General features: G+C 71.5%; 19 protein-coding genes and 2 pseudogenes. 9 read left to right on the forward strand and 12 right to left on the reverse strand.

Annotated elements, in window-relative coordinates; genetic code table 11:
• Positions 1–318: pseudogene (locus ACTWQJ_RS22505) on the reverse strand (ATP-dependent helicase); the annotation flags it as partial.
• Between the two features lie 245 nt (positions 319–563).
• Here ACTWQJ_RS22505 and ACTWQJ_RS22510 point away from each other — a divergent pair.
• Positions 564–746 (forward strand): hypothetical protein, encoded by a 183-nt coding sequence (locus ACTWQJ_RS22510; RefSeq protein WP_443308427.1) that lies wholly within the window; start codon positions 564–566, stop codon positions 744–746.
• Positions 747–761: 15 nt separating this feature from the next.
• On the opposite strand, the pseudogene ACTWQJ_RS22515 reads toward ACTWQJ_RS22510, so the two are convergent.
• From ACTWQJ_RS22515 to ACTWQJ_RS22530, 4 genes and pseudogenes are all read right to left on the reverse strand, one after another.
• Positions 762–2,150, reverse strand: a pseudogene (locus tag ACTWQJ_RS22515) (tannase/feruloyl esterase family alpha/beta hydrolase); the annotation flags it as partial.
• 171 nt (positions 2,151–2,321) lie between these two features.
• Complete coding sequence (locus tag ACTWQJ_RS22520) at positions 2,322–3,155, reverse strand: hypothetical protein (RefSeq protein ID WP_443308411.1); 834 nt, start codon at positions 3,153–3,155, stop codon at positions 2,322–2,324.
• A 136-nt stretch (positions 3,156–3,291) separates the two neighbouring features.
• Entirely contained in the window at positions 3,292–3,588 is a 297-nt protein-coding gene (locus ACTWQJ_RS22525; protein ID WP_443308412.1) for a hypothetical protein, read from the reverse strand.
• A 128-nt stretch (positions 3,589–3,716) separates the two neighbouring features.
• Complete coding sequence (locus ACTWQJ_RS22530) at positions 3,717–4,316, reverse strand: class I SAM-dependent methyltransferase (protein ID WP_443308413.1); 600 nt, start codon at positions 4,314–4,316, stop codon at positions 3,717–3,719.
• Between the two features lie 152 nt (positions 4,317–4,468).
• On the opposite strand from ACTWQJ_RS22530, the gene ACTWQJ_RS22535 reads away from it, so the two are divergent.
• The 5 genes from ACTWQJ_RS22535 to ACTWQJ_RS22555 all read left to right on the forward strand — a co-directional run bounded on the left by ACTWQJ_RS22535 (position 4,469) and on the right by ACTWQJ_RS22555 (position 9,457).
• On the forward strand, positions 4,469–5,242 hold the full coding sequence (locus tag ACTWQJ_RS22535; RefSeq protein ID WP_443308414.1) for an MHYT domain-containing protein: 774 nt from the start codon (positions 4,469–4,471) through the stop codon (positions 5,240–5,242).
• Between the two features lie 48 nt (positions 5,243–5,290).
• Positions 5,291–7,801, forward strand: a complete 2,511-nt coding sequence (locus ACTWQJ_RS22540) for a sensor histidine kinase (RefSeq protein ID WP_443308415.1) — start codon at positions 5,291–5,293, stop codon at positions 7,799–7,801.
• Positions 7,798–8,271: a roadblock/LC7 domain-containing protein gene (locus ACTWQJ_RS22545; protein WP_385508935.1), complete on the forward strand. Its 474-nt coding sequence runs from the start codon at positions 7,798–7,800 to the stop codon at positions 8,269–8,271. The genes ACTWQJ_RS22540 and ACTWQJ_RS22545 overlap by 4 nt, the downstream gene beginning before the upstream one ends.
• A gap of 22 nt (positions 8,272–8,293) precedes the next feature.
• Positions 8,294–8,707: a DUF742 domain-containing protein gene (locus ACTWQJ_RS22550; protein ID WP_443308416.1), complete on the forward strand. Its 414-nt coding sequence runs from the start codon at positions 8,294–8,296 to the stop codon at positions 8,705–8,707.
• A 144-nt stretch (positions 8,708–8,851) separates the two neighbouring features.
• Entirely contained in the window at positions 8,852–9,457 is a 606-nt protein-coding gene (locus ACTWQJ_RS22555) for a GTP-binding protein (protein WP_443308417.1), read from the forward strand.
• Between the two features lie 21 nt (positions 9,458–9,478).
• On the opposite strand, the gene ACTWQJ_RS22560 is transcribed toward ACTWQJ_RS22555, so the two are convergent.
• The gene (locus ACTWQJ_RS22560) at positions 9,479–9,907 is read right to left on the reverse strand and encodes a PPOX class F420-dependent oxidoreductase (protein WP_443308418.1); all 429 of its coding nucleotides are present in this window, start codon (positions 9,905–9,907) and stop codon (positions 9,479–9,481) included.
• 93 nt (positions 9,908–10,000) lie between these two features.
• On the opposite strand from ACTWQJ_RS22560, the gene ACTWQJ_RS22565 reads away from it, so the two are divergent.
• Both ACTWQJ_RS22565 and ACTWQJ_RS22570 read left to right on the forward strand, forming a co-directional pair.
• On the forward strand, positions 10,001–10,411 hold the full coding sequence (locus tag ACTWQJ_RS22565; protein WP_129796562.1) for a roadblock/LC7 domain-containing protein: 411 nt from the start codon (positions 10,001–10,003) through the stop codon (positions 10,409–10,411).
• 127 nt (positions 10,412–10,538) lie between these two features.
• Complete coding sequence (locus ACTWQJ_RS22570) at positions 10,539–11,420, forward strand: DUF6397 family protein (protein WP_443308419.1); 882 nt, start codon at positions 10,539–10,541, stop codon at positions 11,418–11,420.
• Positions 11,421–11,466: 46 nt separating this feature from the next.
• Here ACTWQJ_RS22570 and ACTWQJ_RS22575 read toward each other — a convergent pair whose 3' ends face one another.
• Together ACTWQJ_RS22575 and ACTWQJ_RS22580 are read right to left on the reverse strand one after the other, a co-directional pair.
• Complete coding sequence (locus tag ACTWQJ_RS22575; protein WP_443308420.1) at positions 11,467–12,333, reverse strand: acyl-CoA thioesterase; 867 nt, start codon at positions 12,331–12,333, stop codon at positions 11,467–11,469.
• A gap of 19 nt (positions 12,334–12,352) precedes the next feature.
• Complete coding sequence (locus ACTWQJ_RS22580) at positions 12,353–14,866, reverse strand: DEAD/DEAH box helicase (protein ID WP_443308421.1); 2,514 nt, start codon at positions 14,864–14,866, stop codon at positions 12,353–12,355.
• A 145-nt stretch (positions 14,867–15,011) separates the two neighbouring features.
• Here ACTWQJ_RS22580 and ACTWQJ_RS22585 point away from each other — a divergent pair, with 145 nt between their 5' ends.
• A complete protein-coding gene (locus ACTWQJ_RS22585; protein WP_443308422.1) occupies positions 15,012–15,806 on the forward strand; it encodes a metal-dependent hydrolase in 795 nt (264 codons plus the stop codon).
• 56 nt (positions 15,807–15,862) lie between these two features.
• Here ACTWQJ_RS22585 and ACTWQJ_RS22590 read toward each other — a convergent pair whose 3' ends face one another.
• The 4 genes from ACTWQJ_RS22590 to ACTWQJ_RS22605 form a co-directional block, all read right to left on the reverse strand.
• Positions 15,863–16,126, reverse strand: coding sequence for a type B 50S ribosomal protein L31 (locus ACTWQJ_RS22590; protein ID WP_443308423.1), 264 nt, complete (start codon positions 16,124–16,126; stop codon positions 15,863–15,865).
• 51 nt (positions 16,127–16,177) lie between these two features.
• Positions 16,178–16,645, reverse strand: a complete 468-nt coding sequence (locus ACTWQJ_RS22595; RefSeq protein WP_443308424.1) for a DUF5709 domain-containing protein — start codon at positions 16,643–16,645, stop codon at positions 16,178–16,180.
• A 360-nt stretch (positions 16,646–17,005) separates the two neighbouring features.
• Positions 17,006–18,823, reverse strand: coding sequence for an ABC transporter ATP-binding protein (locus ACTWQJ_RS22600; protein ID WP_443308425.1), 1,818 nt, complete (start codon positions 18,821–18,823; stop codon positions 17,006–17,008).
• Positions 18,820–20,324: ABC transporter transmembrane domain-containing protein (locus tag ACTWQJ_RS22605; protein WP_443308426.1), on the reverse strand; the 1,505-nt coding region annotated here is incomplete at its 5' end. The genes ACTWQJ_RS22600 and ACTWQJ_RS22605, both read right to left, overlap by 4 nt.

The raw sequence follows: 20,324 nt of genomic DNA on the forward strand, positions 1-20,324 counted from the left end.
GGCCAGCACCGCGGCCGCTCCCCAGAACACGGCCGAACGATGTCCCTGCGGGGCCACACGCGCGCGCGTGAGAACGGGCAGGGCCGCGCGCACGGGGAGCAACAGGGCGGACACGCCTACCAGCTCCACGCCGTCTCCGCCGGGCAGGACGACGCCCAGGTCCTCGACGGTGCCGCCGTCGACGCCCGGCGGAGCGGCGCCGTCCGGCCGCCAGAAGGCTACGCTGCCGGTGCGGGCGGGATCGCCCGGCAGGAACACGGCACAGCAGCGGGCCAGTTCGGAGATCTCGGAGGGGGATGCCGCGGGAGTCCTCTGCACAGCGAAGTCCGCATTCCTCAAATTTGACTACCTGGGGTCGGAGTCGCCGAGGATACGGCACATCGCCGGCCGACCCGGCATGCTTTGGCTGTGACCTGGACCACTTGGCGGCACTCGGGGGTGGGTAAGGGTCGGGCGTCAGGGATGTCTCAGGGTGCGTCTCAGGGTCGCGATCCGGAACCGCCGGAAGCGCGGGCCCGTTTTCAGGACAGAGAGCGGCAGTGGCCGCGAAGGAGGCGACACATATGTCGAAGAACGCGAAGATCGCCGCAGGAGGTGTGGCGGCCGGGCTCATCCTGCTGATCTGGCTTCCCTGGTGGGCCGCGCTGCTGATCGTGCTGGGAGTCCCGGCCGCCGCGTACCTCGCGCTGGACCCCTCGCAGCGACGCAGGCTGCGTCGTGCCGGACGCAAGGAGCTCGGCCGCTGACGCGCTACCGCCCGGACCGGTGCCGTCCAGTGCACACGAGTCGACCACGTCACCGTCCGTGGGCCGGGCGACGGTCCGGTCCGCGGGCGGACGGGTGCCCTGCTCGACCCATGCGACGAGCGCGTCGAAGGCAGCCCGATAGCAGGGCAGGATCGGCCGCAACCGGTCCGGGTAGGTGTCGTACAGCCCGTCGACATGGGTTCCACCCTGGACGGTGTAGTACCGATGCAGCGGACCCCGCCCGCGGGCGTCGACCATGCCCTCGTACACGTCGGAGTCGGCCGCCTTGGGCAGCAGCGCGTCCAGGTCCCCGTGCAGCGTGATCAGCGGCCTCCCGATGCGTCCGGTCAGCGCCACCCGGGCCACGGCGCGATGGACGGACGCGGGACGCGAGGCGTAGTCGTAGGCCGCGTCGGACGCACAGGGCGCCAGGATCTCCTCGGTCGTCGTACCGGCGGACGGTCCGGGGCAGCGGGGATCGTATGCGGGGTCGAACTCCGCCCGATACGTCTTCTGCGTGACACCCCAGTAGGCCTTCTCGTGGTACGGCCACAGAAACTCCGAGCCGCGCGCGAAGCCCACCGAGTACAACTCCTCTTCCGACGCCGAGCCGAGGACCCGCGCCACCGCCGTGGGCAGGGAGGTGAGCAGATTGGGGCCGTCCGCCGTCCACAGCGCACCCTCCCAGTCCACACCGCCGTCATACAGCTCTGGATGGTTCTCCAACTGCCAGCGCGTGAGATAGCCGCCGTTGGAGATGCCGGTCATGTACGTGCGGCGCGGGGCGTGCCCGTACCGCTGGGCGACGGCCTTCCGCGCCGCGCGCGTGAGCTGGGTCGTGCGCGCGTTCCACTCGGCGACCGCGTCGCCGGGCCGGGTGCCGTCGCGGTAGAAGTCGGTCCCGTTGTTGCCCTTGTCGGTCGCGGCGTATGCATATCCCTGGGCCAGCACCTGATCGGAGATCGCCTTGTCGGTCGCGTACTGCCTGCGGGTGCCGGGCGCCCCCGTGACGACGAGACCGCCGTTCCAGCGGTCCGGCAGGCGGATCACGAACTGCGCGTCATGCCGCCAGCCATGCGTGGCGTTGAAATGCGAGGAGTCCGGGAAGTAGCCGTCGACCTGCACCCCGGGCACGCCGGACGGTGTCCGGGTGGCCCGGGCGGTCAGTCCCGCCTGGTCGGCCAGGTCGGTGTACGGGGTGCCGGCCAGCCCCGTGGTGGTCAGGTCGGCCAGACAGGCGGTTCGCTGGAACTCCGCGCCCGGCACGCGCACACGTTCTTGTCGTTCGCAGTGGCTGTCGCCGACGCCCGCGGCAGCGGCGGGTGCCGGCGCGCTGAGAGCCGCTGCCGCAATCGCTGCCGCAAGGGCGGCGGCAACCGAGGGAACACCACGGGAAGGACGCATCGGGGGCCTCCAGAGCATGCCGGGGAGCGGTAGGGGAGCAGAGCCGCGGGCTGCCCTATCGTGCGGCTCCCCATCCGCGTCTTCCATGGACTGGCACCACATATGACGCCGTCTCCGTATGGATGTCCCTGACAGGCGAGGGGCGTGAAGCCCTACGGTGGCAGTCCCGGATCAACTGGGCCGTACGGCCATCTTGTCGAGCGCCTCCAGCAGACCCGGCAGTTCCGGCCCCCGGCCCACCGGCAGGACCTCGCCGGGCACCTCGTCGAGCAGCACGAACGCGATGTCGTCGGTCCTGGCCACCAGCGACCAACCGGGACCGTCGGCCCGCAGCGTCCGTGCGTCTCCCGGGGCGAAGGACGAGCGGACGCGGCCGAGCGGCGGCGGGGTGTCCACGTACGCGCGCGCCTCGGCGAGCACGCGCCGGATGCCGGTGCGCCCCGGGCTCACGTCCTTGCCGTCCCCGCCCTCCGCGGCCCTGGCGGAACCGTCCGGCGTCACGAACTCGGCGTCGTCGATCTGCTCGCGCCACACCGCCCACTGGAGCGCGATCTCGTCGGCACCGAGCCGTCGCTGGGCCGGCCCCCAGTTGCTGGTGTCGGGGGGACACAGCGGGGGACCGTCCGCGGGGTCGGGGTCGGGATCGTGCGGCTCGGGCACGCCGGGCGCCGCAACGGCGACCGCCAGGGGCCAGCCGGGCAGGGCCGCGACGACGGACCGCTCGTCGGGCGACAGGTCGTACTCCATGCCGCAGTCCCACGAGGCGATGGCGACGGCGACCAGCGACACGTCGTCGGTGACGACCGTCCACCGTGCGCCGTCGCCGTCCTGTCCGAGCACCAGGCCGTACCCGTCGGCGAGCGGCGCGAGACCGAGCGCCGCGCAGGCCTCCGGGTAGTCGTCGCCCAGCACGCTCGGGAACTGCGCCGGCGTCAGCAGCACCGCCGTGAGCACATAGAGCGCATCGTCCGCGGCGGCGACGGCGGTCTCGTCCGTCCCGGCCATCCCAGCCTCCCCAGGAGTTCGTCCAACGGCGCGCACCCTAGTGCGACCGGGACGAGCTTGTCACGACTCCGCGGACCATCCGGAGCTGCGGTTATCCGGCTGGTCGGGGCAGAATCGCCCGCCCTGGGCGGGTACGTCAGGCCACCGGCAGCCCCAGCAGCGCACGGGCGACGGTCCGCGGCGACTCGTCGCGCTCCCGCGCCAGCGCGATGACGGCCCGGCACGCCAGCTCGTTCACCCCGAACGACGGCGCCTCCGGCGACACCCAGCCCGCAGCCTCGTCGATCCGCTCCTGGTCGTCCTCCGCGCACGCCGACACGTATGCGGCGGCCGCCTCGAACAGGTTGTGCGTACGTTTGTCCTCGCCGGTGCCCCGCTCCGACCGCAAGGCCTCGCGGAATCCTGCCCAGGACTTGCGGACTCTGTCGAACACTGTGACCACCTTCCCCCTCCATGGCGTCGCCGATCGTTCATCAGCCGCTCCTCAACGTAGGGTTGGAGCTCCGGCGACAGAAGAGGGACGGCGCGGTGAGCGGCCGGACCGATCCGTTCGACCACGGGTCAGCTCTCGCGGACCGCCAGGGCCAGGAAGCGGGCATCCTCGTCGACGTACGACGTCATGCGCCACCCCGAACGGGTCAGCAACGCACGCAGGTTGGGCTCCGCGCGGAGGTCGTCCGGGGTGATCTGCCGACCCTGGCGGGCGGCGAGCGCCTCCCGTCCGATCGGGTGGAAGAGCGCCAGTCTGCCGCCGGGGCGCACCACACGTGCCAGCTCCCGCAGATTCTCGGCCGGGTCGGGCAAGTGGGCGATCAGGCCCGCCGCGAACACCGCGTCGAGCGACCGCGCGCGCAACGGCAGCGCGGCCACGTCCGCGAGCAGCAGCCGCCCGTCGCGGTCCCGTCCGGACCGTACGGCGGCTTCTAGCATGGCGGGCGTCAGATCGGCGCCGAGGACCACTCCGGAGGGCCCCACGGCCGCCCGCAGGGGCGGCAGGGCACGTCCGGTGCCGCAGCCGGCATCGAGGACACGATCACCCTCGTGAAGACCGAGCTCGGCCACCGCCGCCGCGTAGGCGGGGCCGTCGTCGGGGAACCGGGTGTCCCAGTCGGCTGCGCGGGCGGCGAAGAACTCCTGGACGTGTGTGCGGTCGTCGTTCATGTTCCGCATGATCCCTCACCGTCACGGATGACGCGTCGGCGCACACGTTCGAGCTGGACGCGATCGTTCAGGTACATTTCTGCGTCATATTCCAACAGCTTTCGAAATGCGCCCCCTTTGTGCGCCCGTGCCCCGACTAGCGTCCCGGGGCCATGGGACACCTGGACCACGCCGCCTTCGGCTGGCTGACCCCCGTGCTGTCGTACGCGATGGCCTGCATAGGCGCCGCACTCGGGCTCCGCTGCACCGTCCGCGCGCTCGGCGCCACGGGGCGTTCACGCCGCAACTGGCTCGTCACGGCCGCCTCGGCCATCGGCACGGGCATCTGGACCATGCACTTCGTGGCCATGCTCGGCTTCAGCGTCAGCGGCACCGAGATCCGCTACGACGTACCGCTGACCGTCCTCAGCCTGCTCGTGGCCATGATCGTGGTCAGCGCCGGCGTCTTCGCCGTCGGCTACGGCCACGACCGGACCCGTGCCCTGCTCCTTGGCGGTCTCACCACCGGGCTGGGGGTCGCGAGCATGCACTACCTGGGCATGGCGGCGGTCCGACTGCACGGTGACGTGACGTACGACCCGATGTTCGTCGCCCTCTCCGTCGTGATCGCCGTCGTCGCGGCGACAGCGGCCCTGTGGGCGGCGCTCAACATCAAGTCGCCCATCGCGGTCACCGTCGCCTCCCTCGTCATGGGAGCGGCGGTGAGCAGCATGCACTACACCGGGATGTTCGCGGTACGCGTGCAGGTCACCCCCTCCGGCGAGGTCCTGCCCGGGGCCACGGCGATGCAGTTCGTCTTCCCCCTCGCCGTCGGCCTCGGGTCCTACCTCTTCCTGACCTCGGCCTTCGTGGCGCTGTCGCCGACGGCGGGGGAGCGCGAGGCATCCGCGTCGGCCCAACGGCCCGTCGAGAGCGTCGCCCGCTGACGGCGCATGCGCACCGGCACGCCCCGAACCCTTCCGAGCGAGGAGGCCATGCGTACACCCCGTAGGACCCCCACGTCAGGCGCCCAGACGCCGCCCACACCCCCCGTACGCGGCCGCCGCGCGCACGCCGGACCACCGGCGGACGAGGGCCCGGACGAGGCCGCCGATGCGGCGCCGGAGGGCGGGTCCCCGCGCGCGGACCACTGGCGCATCCGGCCGCGCACCGTCCGCGCCAAGATCGTCTGCCTGTTGATGGTCCCCGTCGTGTCACTGCTGGCCCTGTGGGCGTACGCGACCGTCACCACCGTCCAGGACGTCTCCCGGCTGCGGCAGTTGCAGCGCGTGGACTCCGAGGTACGGGCCCCCGTCGCGGCCGCGGTGGCCGCACTCCAGGCCGAGCGCGCCGCCGCCGTACGCCATGCGACCGACCCCTCCGCCGGACAGGGCGGCGACCTCAAGCAGCTCGCGCAGCGCACGGACCGGGCAGTGGCGGAACTGCGGCTCGGCGACCGCAGCACCGTCGCGGACGGCCAGGAGCTGCCCGCGGGAGTGGCCCAGCGCCTCGACGCCTTCGTCACCGGCGCCGAGCAACTGCGCCCGCTGCGGACCGCGGTGCTCGACCGCCGCGCCGGATGGGACGAGACGTACGACCGCTACACCAAGACCATCTCCACGGCCTTCGGCGTGGGCGGCGCCCTCACCGGTATCCAGGACGCCGAACTCGGCTCCGACGCGCGCGTACTGCTCGAATTCTCCCGCGCGGGCGAGGCCCTGGCCCAAGAGGACGTGCTGATCACCAGCGCGCGCCTCGCGGGTGGCCTGGGCGGCGAGCGGCTGCGGCTGTTCACCGGCGCCATCGACACCCGCCGCGCCCTGACCGAGTCCGCCGTCGCCGACCTGCGCGGTGACGAACGCGCCGCCTGGCGGAACCTCGCCGACGGCGGTGACTACGCCGCCCTCGGCACCCTCGAGGACGAGGTGCTGGCCGTCGGCCCGGGCGCCCGGGCGATCGAGGCCGCACCCGAAGCCGACTGGGAGCGGGCACACGCACGCATGCAGGGCGGCATGCGCACGATCGAACAGGACGCCGCCCGCGGTGTCGCGGACCGGGCCGACCCGTTCACCCGCGGACTGCTCAGCCCCGCAGGCGCTGCCGTACTCCTCGGTCTCGCCGCCGTCGCCGCGTCGCTGGTGATCTCCGTACGGATCGGACGCGCCCTCGTCGTCGAGCTGGTGAGTCTGCGCAACAGCGCCCTGGAGATAGCCCGCCGCAAACTCCCCGAGGCCATGCGGAAGCTGCGCGCGGGCGAGGAGATCGATGTCCGGGCCGAGGCACCGCCCGGGCCGCCCGCGGAGGACGAGACCGGCCAGGTCGCCGAGGCCCTCGGCAGTGTGCACCGAGCCGCGCTGCGCGCCGCCGTGGAGCGCGCCGAACTCGCCAGCGGCATCTCGGGGGTCTTCGTCAACCTCGCCCGCCGCAGCCAGGTCCTCGTCCACCGTCAGTTGAGCCTCCTCGACAGCATGGAACGCCGTTCCGAGGACCCGAACGAACTCAGCGACCTGTTCCGGCTCGACCACCTCACCACCCGCATGCGGCGCCACGCGGAAAGCCTGATCATCCTCTCCGGCGCGGCACCCGGCCGGGCCTGGCGCATGCCGGTGCCGCTCACGAACGTCGTCCGCGCGGCCGTCTCCGAAGTCGAGGACTACGCGCGCGTGGAGGTACGACAACTCCCCGAAGCCTCCGTCATCGGCGCCGCCGTCGCCGACCTCACGCACCTCCTTGCGGAGATCGTGGAGAACGCCGCCCAGTTCTCGCCCCCGCACACGCGCGTGCGCATCACCGGAGAGCCCGTCGGCAACGGCTACGCCGTCGAGGTCGAGGATCGCGGCCTGGGCATGGGCAAGGGAACCCTCGCCGAGGCGAACCGCCGTATCGCCCAGTCCGAGGCCCTGGACCTGTTCGACAGCGACCGGCTCGGCCTGTTCGTGGTCAGCAGGCTCGCGGCACGGCACGACATCAAGGTGCACCTGCGCACCTCGCCCTACGGCGGCACCACGGCGGTCGTCCTGCTGCCCACGGCCCTGCTGCACAGCGGCGCGCCGGAACGTTCCCCCAGCAAGGCGGTGGAAACGGAACCCGAGTACGCGCGCGTGCCCGGTGGCCCCCGGCATCAGGAGGTCGTCCCTCAGACGGCCGACCGGCCCGCCCTCGTGGCTCCGATCCCGGCGGCGACGGAGACCGGCCCCGAAACCCCGCCCCCCGGAGTGGCCACCCTGCGCCTGCACCGGCCCACGGACAGCCCCGAAGGCTCCGAAGACCTCCCACGCCGCGTACGGCAGGCGAACCTCGCACCCCAACTGCGCGACCGACGTCCCGAGGACACGGCGCAGCCGTCCGACCCACGGAACGACGACCGGCGTACCCCCGAACTCGTACGGGACCGGATGGCGGCCTATCGCGACGGATGGGCGCGCGGTGGCGGCCGGCAACCCGGCCGCGGTGCCGCACCGGATCCCGCAGGCGGCAGCGACAGCAGTGAAGGAGACCCCGCATGATCCAGGACCCGAGCATGAGAGCCGCCGTGGGGGTCCCCCCGCTCGAGCGAAGCCGAGAGTGGGGGAGGTCCGGCGAACTCGACTGGCTGCTGGACGACTTGGTACTGCGTGTGCACGAAGTGCGGCATGCCGTGGTGCTCTCCAACGACGGGCTCGCGGTGGGCGCCTCCACCGACCTCGGCCGCGAGGACGCGGAACACCTCGCCGCGGTCGCCTCCGGCTTCCACAGCCTGGCCAAGGGGGCGGGCCGGCACTTCGGCGCCGGCGGTGTGCGCCAGACCATGGTGGAGATGGACGACGCCTTCCTGTTCGTGGCCGCGGCCGGCGACGGCTCCTGCCTCGCCGTCCTCACCGCAGTGACCGCCGACATCGGCCTGGTGGCGTACGAGATGGCACGGCTGGTCAAGCGCGTCGGTGAGCATCTCTACACGGCGCCGCGCGTCGGCGCGCGGCCGCCCGCCGCCGGATGAGGCGAGAAGGCGGTCCACAGCCATGACCGAGGACATCCAGGGCACCCCGCACCAGCAGGGCAGCCAGTGGTACGACGGCGAGGCCGGCCCGTTGGTCCGCCCGTACGCCATGACGGGAGGCCGCACCAAGCCCGGCCCCACCGGGGTGCGGTTCGACCTGATCGCCCTGGTCACACTCGACCCGGGCGCTCCGGACGTCGACGACGACATCGCGCTCGGGCCGGAGCACCGCACCTTGATCGAGCTGTGCCGCACGGAAACCCAGTCGGTCGCCGAGCTGGCCGCGGACGCCGACCTCCCCGTCGGCGTCGTCCGGGTCCTCCTCGGCGACCTCCTGGAGCTCGGCTGCGTCACGGTCAGCCGTCCGGTGCCGCCCGCACAGCTGCCCGACGAACGGATTCTGCGCGAGGTCATCGCAGGACTGCGGGCGCTGTAGATGAACGTTCAGAACACCCCGGACCCGGACCGCCTCATGCTGACTTCGCACCCATGCACCGAAGCCGTGCGCGGACGACGTGCCGGGGCACGGCACGCACGTACCGACGTCCATCCCTGCCGGCACTCCCGAGAGAAGTGATCGATGGTCTCCGAGGCCTTGGACGCCACAGGTGGCGAGACGGCCGCCCTGGCGCTGAAGATACTGGTCGCCGGCGGATTCGGCGTGGGCAAGACCACCCTGGTGGGTGCGGTCAGTGAGATCAGGCCGCTGCGCACCGAGGAACTGCTCAGCGAGGTGGGCCAGTTGGTGGACGACACCGACGGCGTGGACCAGAAGGTCACGACGACCGTCGCCATGGACTTCGGCCGCATCACGATCCGGTCCGGCCTCTCCCTCTACCTGTTCGGCACGCCCGGCCAGGACCGCTTCTGGTTCCTGTGGGACGAGCTGTCGCAGGGAGCCCTCGGAGCTGTGGTGCTGGCCGACACCCGTCGCCTCGAGGACTGCTTCCCGGCGGTGGACTACTTCGAACACCGGCACATCCCGTTCGTGGTGGCCGTCAACTGCTTCGCGGGCGCCCGGACCTACGGCGCCCAGGATGTCTCCCGCGCCCTCGACCTCGACCAGGGCACGCCCGTCGTGCTCTGCGACGCCCGCGATCGCGACTCGGGAAAGGAGGTCCTGATCCGACTCGTCGAGTACGCCGGACGGATGCACACCGCCCGGCTGCTCGACTCCGTGGGATGACCGCCTCACCTGACCAGGGCTTCAGCCGGCCACGGCTTTCTGCGCCACGACCTTGTCGATCGTGACGCGGACGAGGAGTTCCCCCGGCACACCGTTGCGGGCACCGAACTCCTCGGCACGCTCCTCACCCATGTACCGCGCACCGATACGCGTGGCCCAGAGCCGGAGCTCGTCGAGGTCCTCCGAAAGACGGGCGCGGCCCTGCAGCACCACGTAGTCGAACGGCGGCCGGTCGTCGTCCACGCAGAGGGCGACCCGGCCGTCCCGCGCCAGATTGCGCCCCTTCACACTCCCCTTGCCCGTGTTGAACACCACCTCGTCTCCGTCGAGCAGGAACCAGATCGGCGTCACATGCGGGCTCCCGTCGGCCCGGACCGTCGACAGCTTTCCGGTGCGGGTGCCGTACGAGACGAACTCCCGCCATTCCTTGTCGGTCATCTTCTCTGCCATGCCCCCATGTTCCTTGCCCGCGCGCCGGTCGTGGGGAAGGCTGACGGAGAGATCCTCCGGCCAGGGGGAGTCATCACACGGGGAGACCGAACCATGGCGCACAACCAGGGACTTGGCTGGCTACTGGACGATCTGACCGAGCGCGTCGAACATGTGCGGCACGCCCTGGTCCTGTCCAACGACGGGCTGGTGACGGGAGCGAGTACCGGGCTACGACGCGAGGACGCCGAGCATCTCGCCGCCGTCGCGTCCGGACTGCACAGCCTGGCCAAGGGATCGGGACGTCACTTCGGCGCCGGACAGGTGCGCCAGACGATGGTGGAGTTCGATGATGCGGTGCTCTTCGTCACGGCGGCGGGCAGCGGCAGCTGCCTGTGCGTGCTCAGCGCCGCGGAGGCCGACATCGGCCAGATCGCCTACGAGATGACGCTGCTCGTCAACCGGGTCGGCGAGCACCTCGGCGTGGACGCCCGACAGCCCGAGCGCACCCGGCTAGACCCCTGACCTGCGGGTTCTTCGACCCTCGTGGAGTTATCCACAGGCCGGTCACGAGATCCGTGCGACCGGCTACGGTTTGTGTCACGGCGAGCGCACACAGCGTGAGCAGATGACTCCACGGGGGAGACGGACCATGTCAGGCAACACCATCACGACACCGGACCGCGTGACGTACACGCCGAGCCGCGCGGCTCGCGAACTGGGCCTCAAGCGGCGCGAGTTCGATCTCGCCGTACACCTGGGACGCATCCGCACCGTGCCCGACGAAGGCGGGGGAGGGCGTCGCGTGGCGCCCGCCGAGATCGACCGGCTGCGCGCGGAGGACGGGTTTCCCCAGTCGCTCCATGAGAGCGTGCGGGCCGTGGGTACCGGCGAAGCCGCGGCCATCATGGAGGTGACGAAGGAGAGGTTCACCCGCCTCGCCCGTCTGGGCCTGGTGGTGCCCGTCTACTTCTACCTGAACCGCTATCGGGCACTCGTATGGCTGTATCTGGCCGACGAAATCCGGCAGTTCGCGGCCGACGAGAAGAACGCCTACCTGGTGAAGGGGCGTATGCCCGAAGGACTGCGGGAGCAGTTGGACACCGGACTGGACCTCCGCCCCCGCAACTGGCGGGGACGGCATCTGGGGTTCCTGCTGCGCCAGGCCGAGGACCCGTGGCAGCGCGCCGGGGCCCTGGCCGCCCTGCTCGATCCCGTCCAGATCGCGGACATCGCCAAGGACCCCTACGAGCGCGCCCACCTCAACCGGTTCCGACCGGGGCCACCGAACCATGGCGCCCCCGGTTCACCGACCGCGCTGCTCGCCGAGAGGATCATGACGGCGGGTGACCCGGACGAGATCGGCTGGCTGCGGGCGGACCTGGCACAAGCCCTGGACGAGGCGCGCGAGCACCGGCCCGCGCCCCGCCCCGCACCCCGGCAGGCGCCGCCGGCGCCACGGCATGATGCACACCCGTCCGAGCCGGAGCGAACCCACCGCCTGCTGAGCTGGCTGCGCCGCAGAAGCACCTGACTCACAGCGCCCTGAACAGCCCTTCCCGGGACGGCTGGACGCTCCCCTACAGCGCCCTGAACAGCCCCTCTTGCACGACGGACACCAGCAGCCGCCCCTGAAGGTCGTAGATCCGCCCGCGCGCAAGCCCGCGCCCGCCCGTCGCGATCGGGGACTCCTGGTCGTACAGGAACCACTCGTCCGCGCGGAACGGCCGGTGGAACCACATCGCGTGGTCCAGCGACGCCATGTCGAACCCCCGCGGCCCCCACAGCGGTTCGACCGGGATGCGGACCGCGTCCAGCAGGGTCATGTCGCTGGCGTACGTCAACGCGCAGGTGTGCACCAGCGGGTCGTCGCCGAGCGGTCCGACCGCGCGCATCCACACCGCACTGCGCGGCTCGGCGCCCTTGACCTCCTCGGGAGTCCAGCGCAGCCGGTCCACATACCGGATGTCGAAGGGCTGACGGCGCGCCATCCGCTCCAACTGCTCGGGCAGCGCGCCCAGATGCTCCCGGACCTCGTCCATGACCGACGGCAGGGACTCCGGGTCCGGCACCTCACGCGCCGGCGGCAGCTGGTGCTCGAAGCTCCCAACCTCAGGCTTGTGAAAGGAGGCGGTGAGATTGAAGATCGTGCGGCCCTGCTGTACGGTGGTGACCCGGCGGGTCGTGAACGACCGCCCGTCCCTCACCCGTTCGACCTGGTACACGATCGGCACGCCCGGCCGGCCCGGGCGCAGGAAGTACGCGTGCAGCGAGTGCACCGGGCGGTCGCCCTCCGTGGTGCGCCCGGCGGCGACCAGCGCCTGGCCGGCCACCTGGCCGCCGAAGACGCGCTGCAGGGACTCCTGGGGGCTGCGGCCACGGAAGATGTTGACCTCGATCTGCTCGAGGTCGAGCAGGTCGACGAGCCTCTCGGCCGGGTTTGTCATCGGTGTCCTTCTCCAGTGCTCACAGCTGTCCGACGTCGGTGACGCGGACCACGGCACGGCCCTCGGCGTCGGAGGCCGTGAGGTCGATCTCGGCGCTGATGCCCCAGTCGTGATCGCTGTTCGGGTCGTCGAAGATCTGCCGGACGCGCCACAGCCCGTTCTCCGGCTCCTCCTCGATCAGCAGCAGCTTGGGACCCCGGGCGTCCGGACCGGTGCCGAGGCTGTCGTACTCGTCCCAGTACTTGTCCATCGCCTCGCCCCAGGCGTCGGCGTCCCATCCGGACTCGGCGTCCATCTCGCCCAGCTCCTCGACCTGGTCGAGGGCGGCGAGCTCGACACGGCGGAACATGGCGTTGCGGACGAGGACGCGGAAGGCGCGCGCGTTCGAGGTGATCGGCTTCACCTGGTCGGCCTTCTCCTGCGCCTCCTCGGCGGTCATCTCCTCCGGGTTGGCGAGCTGCTCCCACTCGTCCAGCAGGCTGGAGTCGACCTGACGCACCATCTCGCCGAGCCACTCGATCAGATCCTGCAGGTCCTCGGACTTGAGATCGTCCGGGATGGTGTGCTCGAGGGTCTTGTAGGCGCTGGCCAGGTAGCGCAGCACGATGCCCTCGGTACGGGCCAGCTCGTAATGGGAGACCAACTCCGTGAAGGACAGCGCCCGTTCGTACATGTCCCGGATGACGGACTTCGGCGACAGCGGATGGTCGCCGACCCACGGGTGGCTCTTGCGGTACGTGTTGTACGCGTGGAAGAGCAGCTCCTCCAGGGGCTTGGGGTAGGTGATGTCCTGGAGGCGCTCCATGCGCTCCTCGTACTCGACGCCGTCCGCCTTCATGGCGGCGACGGCCTCGCCCCGCGCCTTGTTCTGCTGGGCGACGAGGATCTGCCGCGGGTCGTCAAGCGTCGACTCGACGACGGACACCATGTCCAGGGCGTACGAGGGCGATTCGGGGTCCAGCAGCTCGAAGGCGGCCAGAGCGAAGGTCGACAGCGGCTGGTTCAGCGCGAAGTCCTGCTGCAGATCCACGGTGAGCCGGACGATGCGCCCCTCGGCGTCCGGCTCGTCCAGTTTCTCGACGATGCCGCCGTCCAGCAGCGAGCGGTAGATGGCGATCGCGCGCCGGATGTGCCGCACCTGCTGCTTGCGCGGCTCGTGGTTGTCCTCCAGGAGATGCCGCATCGCCTTGAACGCGTTGCCCGGCCGGGCGATCACCGACAGCAGCATCGTGTGCGTCACCCGGAAGCGGGACGTCAGCGGCTCCGGCTCGGAGGCGATGAGTTTGTCGAAGGTGTCCTCGCTCCAGGCGACGAAGCCCTCGGGCGCCTTCTTGCGGACGACCTTCCGACGCTTCTTGGGATCGTCGCCCGCCTTGGCCAGCGCCTTCTCGTTCTCGATCACGTGCTCCGGAGCCTGGGCGACGACAAAGCCCGCCGTGTCGAAGCCGGCACGCCCGGCACGCCCCGCGATCTGGTGGAACTCACGCGCGCGCAGCGTGCGCACGCGGCTGCCGTCGTACTTCGTCAGAGCTGTGAACAGCACGGTCCGAATGGGCACGTTGACACCGACGCCGAGGGTGTCGGTGCCGCAGATGACCTTCAGCAGACCGGCCTGCGCCAGCTTCTCCACCAGGCGGCGGTACTTGGGCAGCATGCCGGCGTGATGCACACCGATGCCGTGCCGGACGTATCGGGAGAGATTGCGCCCGAACTTGGTGGTGAAGCGGAAGTTGCCGATCAGCTCGGCGATCTGCTCCTTCTCCTCACGCGAGCACATGTTGATGCTCATCAGTGCCTGCGCACGCTCCACGGCCTGGGCCTGAGTGAAGTGCACGATGTAGACGGGAGCCTGCTTGGTCTCCAGCAGTTCGGTCAGCGTCTCCGTCAGCGGGGTGCGCCGGTAGGCGTAGGAGAGCGGCACAGGACGGGTCGCCGAGCGGACCACCGCGGTCGGGCGGCCGGTGCGCCGGGTGAGGTCCTTCTCGAACATCGAGACGTCGCCGAGCGTGGCCGACATGAGGATGAACTGCGCCTGCGGCAGCTCGAGCAGGGGGATCTGCCACGCCCAGCCGCGGTCCGGCTCCGCGTAGAAGTGGAACTCGTCCATGACGACCTGGCCGATGTCCGCGTCCTTGCCGTCGCGCAGCGCTATCGACGCGAGCACCTCGGCAGTGCAGCAGATGACCGGGGCGTCGGCGTTGACCGACGCGTCACCGGTGAGCATGCCGACGTTCTCGGTGCCGAACAGCTTGCACAGTTCGAAGAACTTCTCCGAGACGAGTGCCTTGATCGGAGCCGTGTAGAAGGTGACCTCGTCCCGGGCCAGCGCGGCGAAGTGAGCGCCCGCGGCGATCATGCTCTTACCGGAGCCGGTGGGGGTCGACACGATCACGTTCGCGCCGGAGACCACCTCGATCAGCGCCTCCTCCTGGTGGGGGTAGAGCGTGAGACCGCGCTCCTGGGCCCACGACTCGAAGGCTTCGTAGAGGGCGTCGGGGTCGGCGGTCTGCGGCAGCTGATCGATGAGGGTCACGCCCCCATCTTGCCTGGCCTCTCGCCCGATCAGGGAATCGGATGCCCGCACGAAGATCGCGAACGCTACGCTGTGTCGCCGACACGACGTCGGCGCACCAGGTCAACTGGACAGCGGCACACAAGGAACGGGGCGGGCTACGGCGATGATGGGACCAGCACACTCTCTTTCGGGGGCCGCAGCCTGGCTCGGTGTCGGTGCGGCCGCCGCCGCGGCCGGACGCCCGATGCCCTGGCCGGTCCTGTTGTGCGGCGCACTGATCTGCGCCGGCGCCGCGCTCGCCCCCGACCTCGACCACAAGGCCGCCACCATCTCACGCGCCTTCGGGCCGATCTCGCGTTGGATGTGCGAGATCGTCGACAAGCTCTCCTACGCCGTCTACAAGGCCACCAGGAAGCAGGGCGATCCACGCCGCTCCGGCGGCCACCGCACGCTCACCCACACCTGGCTGTGGGCGGTCCTGATCGGCGCGGGCACCTCGGTCCTGGCGATCACCGGCGGACGCTGGGCGGTGCTGGCGATCCTCTTCGTGCACATGGTGCTGGCCATCGAGGGGTTGCTGTGGCGGGCGGCCCGGGGTTCCAGCAGCGACGTCCTGGTGTGGCTGCTGGCCGCGACGAGCGCGTGGATCCTCGCCGGCGTGCTGGACAAGCCGGGCAACGGCGCGGACTGGCTGTTCACGGCGCCGGGCCAGGAGTACCTGTGGCTGGGCCTGCCCATCGTGCTCGGCGCACTGGTGCACGACATCGGGGACGCGCTCACCGTGTCGGGCTGCCCGATACTGTGGCCGATTCCGGTGGGCCGCAAGCGGTGGTACCCGGTCGGGCCGCCGAAGGGCATGCGGTTCCGCGCGGGCAGCTGGGTGGAGCTCAAGGTGCTGATGCCGGCGTTCATGCTGCTCGGGGGAGTGGGCGGCGCGGCCGCGCTCAACGTCATCTGAGGCGCGGCGCCGTCCCGGCCGGGTCGGGTGTCGGCCGGCCGGCCTCCGTCTCTGCCTCAGTCGGAGCCCTGCCGCGAGCCCTCGCCATACCGCCGTTCGAAGCGGGCGATGCGGCCCTCCGTGTCCACGGTGCGGGCCTTGCCGGTGTAGAACGGGTGGCTCTCGGAGGAGATCTCCACGTCCACCACCGGGTAGGTCGCGCCGTCGTCCCACTCGATCGTCTGGTCGCTGGTCGCGGTGGAGCGAGTCAGGAACGCGTAGCCGGCAGCGCGGTCGCGGAAGACGACGGGGTGGTAGTCGGGGTGCTTGTCCTGCTGCATGGCTGCTCCTGGTACGGCGGTGCTGAGGGCATCGGGCAGGTGGGGCGCGGGTCAGCCGGAGAGGGCGTCCTCGTCGACGATGTGCATCGCGGCCTCCTCGGCGGAGGCGGCCGCGCCGTCGATTCCGACGTCCGAGGCGATCAGCGCGCTCTCCTCGTCCTCGTGCGCTCCCTCGTCGGGGGCCACGAGGCGGCCGGAGCGGACGGCGCCGACCTCGTTGTCCAGGAGTTCGCCGTCGGTGTCGCGGTCGCCGATGCCGTCACTGTCGGGTACGGCCGGATCGGGCAGTTCCTCGCCGAGCCGCTGGTCCAGCGTCTCGCCCCGTTGGCGCTCGGCCGCCGTCACATCCGCGCGCTCCACTGCCCACGGCCTCTCCGGAGGGGACCAGCCACGGTCGAGGGGGTCGCTGACACCGTCGTTCTCCAGGGTGTCCTCCACGTCGAGCAGCCCCGTGTCCTCCCTTTGCTCGGACCCGTCGGGCTGGTAGACGTCGTCTCCCCATCCGTCGGCGCTGTTCACGGGTACCTCCAGGTGGTGAAGACGGGGGGATTCCCACCACGGTCGGCCTCGGGCCGCCCGTACGGGGGACACAGGCTGCGCCCGACGTGGTCCCGCGGGGTTCGCGGGCGCTCCCCGAGCCTGCGCTGTTATCCAGCCTTCCACCCCTCTTCGCCCCAGCGCAACGGCACGGGCCCCGGCTCGGCGCGGTCTGCCACAGGCACAGGCCATGAACTGGGGTGGACCGCCGTAGCCACGGGGCGCCGATCGGGGATGACCACTGTGGCGATGCGGCCTGGACTCGGGCGATCCACTGCAGTCACAGAGCCCGGACTGGGATCGGCCCCTGTCCCTCTGTGGCCCGGCGGTCGTTGGAGTCCGTCACCCATGCCACGAGCGCCACAGCGCTGCGTACGCCCCGTCGGCCGCGACCAGCTCGTTGTGGCTGCCCAACTCGCTGATCCGGCCGTCCTCAACGACGGCGATGACGTCCGCGTCGTGGGCGGTGTGCAGCCGGTGGGCGATGGCGACGACCGTGCGCCCGTCGAGGACGCGGGCCAGGGACCGTTCCAGGTGACGTGCCGCGCGCGGGTCGAGCAGGGAGGTCGCCTCGTCCAGGACCAGTGTGTGCGGGTCGGCCAGCACCAGCCGGGCCAGCGCGATCTGCTGGGCCTGGGCCGGAGTGAGCGCCAGCCCGCCCGAACCGACCTCGGTGTCCAGACCGTCGTCGAGCGCACGCGCCCACCCGTCCGCGTCGACCGCCCCGAGCGCCGCCCACAGCTCGGCATCGACGGCGTCGGCCGAGGTCCCCTCGCTCGAACGAAGCCGGGAGTGGGGGAGGGCGAGCAGGAGGTTGTCGCGCAGGGAGCCCACGAAGACGTGGTGCTCCTGGTTGACGAGGGCCACGTGGGAGCGGACGCGTTCCGCGGTCATGCGGGACAGCTCCGCACCGCCGAGGGTGATCCGGCCGTTCCGGGGCGCGTAGATCCCGGCGAGCAGCCGTCCCAGCGTGGACTTGCCGGCGCCCGAGGGGCCCACCAGCGCCAGCCGGGTGCCGGGAGCGACCTCCAGGGACACCTTGCGCAGCACGTCCACGCCCTCGAGGTAGCCGAAGTGCACCCGGTCGGCGTGCACATCGCGCCCGTCGGGAGCGAGCCGGTCGTCACCGGCGTCCGGCTCGACGTCCCGGACGCCGACCAGCCGGGCCAGCGACACCTGGGCGACCTGCAGCTCGTCGTACCAGCGCAGGATCAGGCCCACCGGGTCGACGAGCATCTGCGCGATCAACGCACCCGTCGTCAGCTGGCCGACCCCGATCCAGCCCTGGAGCACGAAGACCCCGCCGACCATGAGGACCGAGGCGAGCACTGTCACATGCGTGATGTTGATGACCGGGAACAGCACCGACCGGAGCCAGAGCGTGTAGCGCTCCCAGGCCGTCCACTCCCGTATCCGCCGGTCCGACAGCTGAATCCGGTCGGCGCCGAGGCGGTGCGCCTCGACAGTGCGCCCGGCGTCCACGGTCTCGGCGAGGGCGGCGGCGACGGCCGCGTACCCGGCGGCCTCCGAGCGGTAGGCGGCCGGCGCCCGCCGGAAGTACCAGCGGCAGCCGACCACCAGCAGCGGCAGCGCCAGCAGCACTGCGCCCGCCAGCGGAGGTGCCGTGACGACCAGTCCGCCCAGCAGCAGGCACACCCACACGACGCCGATCGCCAGCTGGGGCACGGCCTCGCGCATGGCGTTGGCGAGCCGGTCGATGTCGGTCGTGATCCGGGACAGCAGGTCGCCCGTGCCGGCCCGCTCCAGGACACCCGGCGGCAGCCCGACCGACCGCACGAGGAAGTCCTCGCGCAGGTCGGCCAGCATCCGCTCGCCGAGCATCGCGCCCCGCAGCCGCACCTCGCGGACGAACACGGCCTGCACGACCAGCGCCAGCACGAACAGTGTCACCGTGAGGCCGAGGTGCAGCTCACGAGCCTCGTCCGACACCCGCTCGACGAGCCCGCCCAGCAGGTAGGGGCCGGCCATCGAGGCGACCACGGCGACGGTGTTGACGGTGATGAGGAGCAGGAAGGCACGGCGGTGCCGGCGGAACAGTTCGGCCACATAGGCGCGTACGGTCGCAGTGGCGCCGACGGGCAGGGTGTTCGCCGTCGTCGGGGCCGCCGGGTCGTAGGCCGGTGGCGCCACGCCGATCATGCGGTCTCCTCGATCTCGTCCAGCTCATCCAGTTCGTCCAGCTTGTCCAGCGCGCCGCTCAGGGCGGCCTCGTCCTCGGTCTCGCGGGTCACCACGGCCCGGTACCGGGGCTCCTTGTGCACCAGCTCCCGGTGCACGCCCACCGCCGCCACCTCGCCCTCGTGCACCAGCACCACTCGGTCGGCCCGGTCCAGGAGCAGCGGCGAGGAGGTGAAGACGACCGTGGTACGGCCCGCCCGGAGACTGCGCACGCCTTCCGCGATCCGGGCCTCGGTGTGGGAGTCGACGGCGGAGGTCGGTTCGTCCAGGACGAGCACCTCCGGGTCGGTGATGAGCGACCGTGCCAGTGCGAGCCGCTGGCGCTGGCCGCCGGAGAGGGACCGTCCGCGTTCGGTGATACGGGCGTCCATCGGGTCCTCGGTGTCGAGCGAGCCCTGTACGAGTGCCGTCAGCACGTCCCCGCACTGCGCGGCCGCCAGCGCCTCCTCGGCGCCGACGTCTCCCGAGGCGGGCACGTCGAGCAGTTCGCGCAGCGAACCCGACAGAAGCACCGGGTCCTTGTCCTGCACCAGCACGGCCGTCCGAGCACTGTCGAGCGGCAGCTCGTCCAGCGGGACGCCGCCGAGCAGCGCCGATGCGCCCGCCTCCGTGGGGTGTCCGCCGAGGCGTTCCGCCAGTCGGCCCGCCGCGTCCGGGTCGCCGCACACCACGGCGGTGAGCCGGCCGGCCGGCGCGAGCAGACCGCTGGCCGGGTCGTACAGGTCGCCCGAGGGCAGATCGGCCTCGCGCGACCCCTCGGCGGACGTGACCCGTTCCAGGGACAGAACCCGCGCCGCCCGCCTGGCCGAAGGCCGCGAGAAGGAGTAGGCCATCGCGATTTCCTCGAAGTGCCGCAACGGATACGTGAGGATCATGACGGAGCTGTAGACGGTGACGAGTTCACCGACGGTGATCCGGCCCTGGCGGGCCAGGTGCACGCCGTACCAGACGACCGCGATCAGCAGCAGCCCCGGCAGCAGTACCTGGATGGCCGAGATCAGCGACCACATCCGGGCGCTGCGCACGGCCGCGTGGCGGACCTCCTGGGAGGCGCGGCGGTAGCGGTCGAGGAACAGTTCCTCGCCGCCGATGCCGCGCAGGACGCGCAGCCCGGCGACGGTGTCCGAGGCCAGCTCGGTGGCCCGTCCCGCCTTCTCGCGCTGGAAGTCGGCGCGCCGGGTCGCGCGGGGCAGCAGCGGCAGCACCGCCACCGCGAGGACGGGCAGGCCCACGGCGACGACCACGCCGAGGGCCGGCTGGTAGACGACCAGGCCGACGCAGACGAGCACGATGCTGACGGCCGCGGCGGTGAAGCGTGACACGGCCTCCACGAACCAGCCGATCTTCTCGACGTCACCCGTGGAGACGGCCACCACCTCGCCCGCCGCGACGCGCCGGGTCAGTGCGGAGCCCAGCAGTGCGGCCTTGCGGGCCAGGAGTTGCTGGACGCGGGCGGCCGCCG

The sequence above is a fragment of the Streptomyces sp. KR55 genome (genome assembly GCF_052245645.1).
In the GTDB taxonomy this organism is placed as follows: Bacteria; Actinomycetota; Actinomycetes; order Streptomycetales; family Streptomycetaceae; genus Streptomyces; species Streptomyces flavusporus.

Coding starts and splice junctions, on each gene's coding strand:
- ACTWQJ_RS22510 (WP_443308427.1), top strand. CDS start 564: ATGTCGAAGAACGCGAAGATCGCCGCAGGAGGTGTGGCGGCCGGGCTC.
- ACTWQJ_RS22520 (WP_443308411.1), bottom strand. CDS start 3,155: ATGGCCGGGACGGACGAGACCGCCGTCGCCGCCGCGGACGATGCGCTC.
- ACTWQJ_RS22530 (WP_443308413.1), bottom strand. CDS start 4,316: ATGAACGACGACCGCACACACGTCCAGGAGTTCTTCGCCGCCCGCGCA.
- ACTWQJ_RS22535 (WP_443308414.1), top strand. CDS start 4,469: ATGGGACACCTGGACCACGCCGCCTTCGGCTGGCTGACCCCCGTGCTG.
- ACTWQJ_RS22540 (WP_443308415.1), top strand. CDS start 5,291: ATGCGTACACCCCGTAGGACCCCCACGTCAGGCGCCCAGACGCCGCCC.
- ACTWQJ_RS22545 (WP_385508935.1), top strand. CDS start 7,798: ATGATCCAGGACCCGAGCATGAGAGCCGCCGTGGGGGTCCCCCCGCTC.
- ACTWQJ_RS22550 (WP_443308416.1), top strand. CDS start 8,294: ATGACCGAGGACATCCAGGGCACCCCGCACCAGCAGGGCAGCCAGTGG.
- ACTWQJ_RS22555 (WP_443308417.1), top strand. CDS start 8,852: ATGGTCTCCGAGGCCTTGGACGCCACAGGTGGCGAGACGGCCGCCCTG.
- ACTWQJ_RS22560 (WP_443308418.1), bottom strand. CDS start 9,907: ATGGCAGAGAAGATGACCGACAAGGAATGGCGGGAGTTCGTCTCGTAC.
- ACTWQJ_RS22565 (WP_129796562.1), top strand. CDS start 10,001: ATGGCGCACAACCAGGGACTTGGCTGGCTACTGGACGATCTGACCGAG.
- ACTWQJ_RS22570 (WP_443308419.1), top strand. CDS start 10,539: ATGTCAGGCAACACCATCACGACACCGGACCGCGTGACGTACACGCCG.
- ACTWQJ_RS22575 (WP_443308420.1), bottom strand. CDS start 12,333: ATGACAAACCCGGCCGAGAGGCTCGTCGACCTGCTCGACCTCGAGCAG.
- ACTWQJ_RS22585 (WP_443308422.1), top strand. CDS start 15,012: ATGATGGGACCAGCACACTCTCTTTCGGGGGCCGCAGCCTGGCTCGGT.
- ACTWQJ_RS22590 (WP_443308423.1), bottom strand. CDS start 16,126: ATGCAGCAGGACAAGCACCCCGACTACCACCCCGTCGTCTTCCGCGAC.
- ACTWQJ_RS22600 (WP_443308425.1), bottom strand. CDS start 18,823: ATGATCGGCGTGGCGCCACCGGCCTACGACCCGGCGGCCCCGACGACG.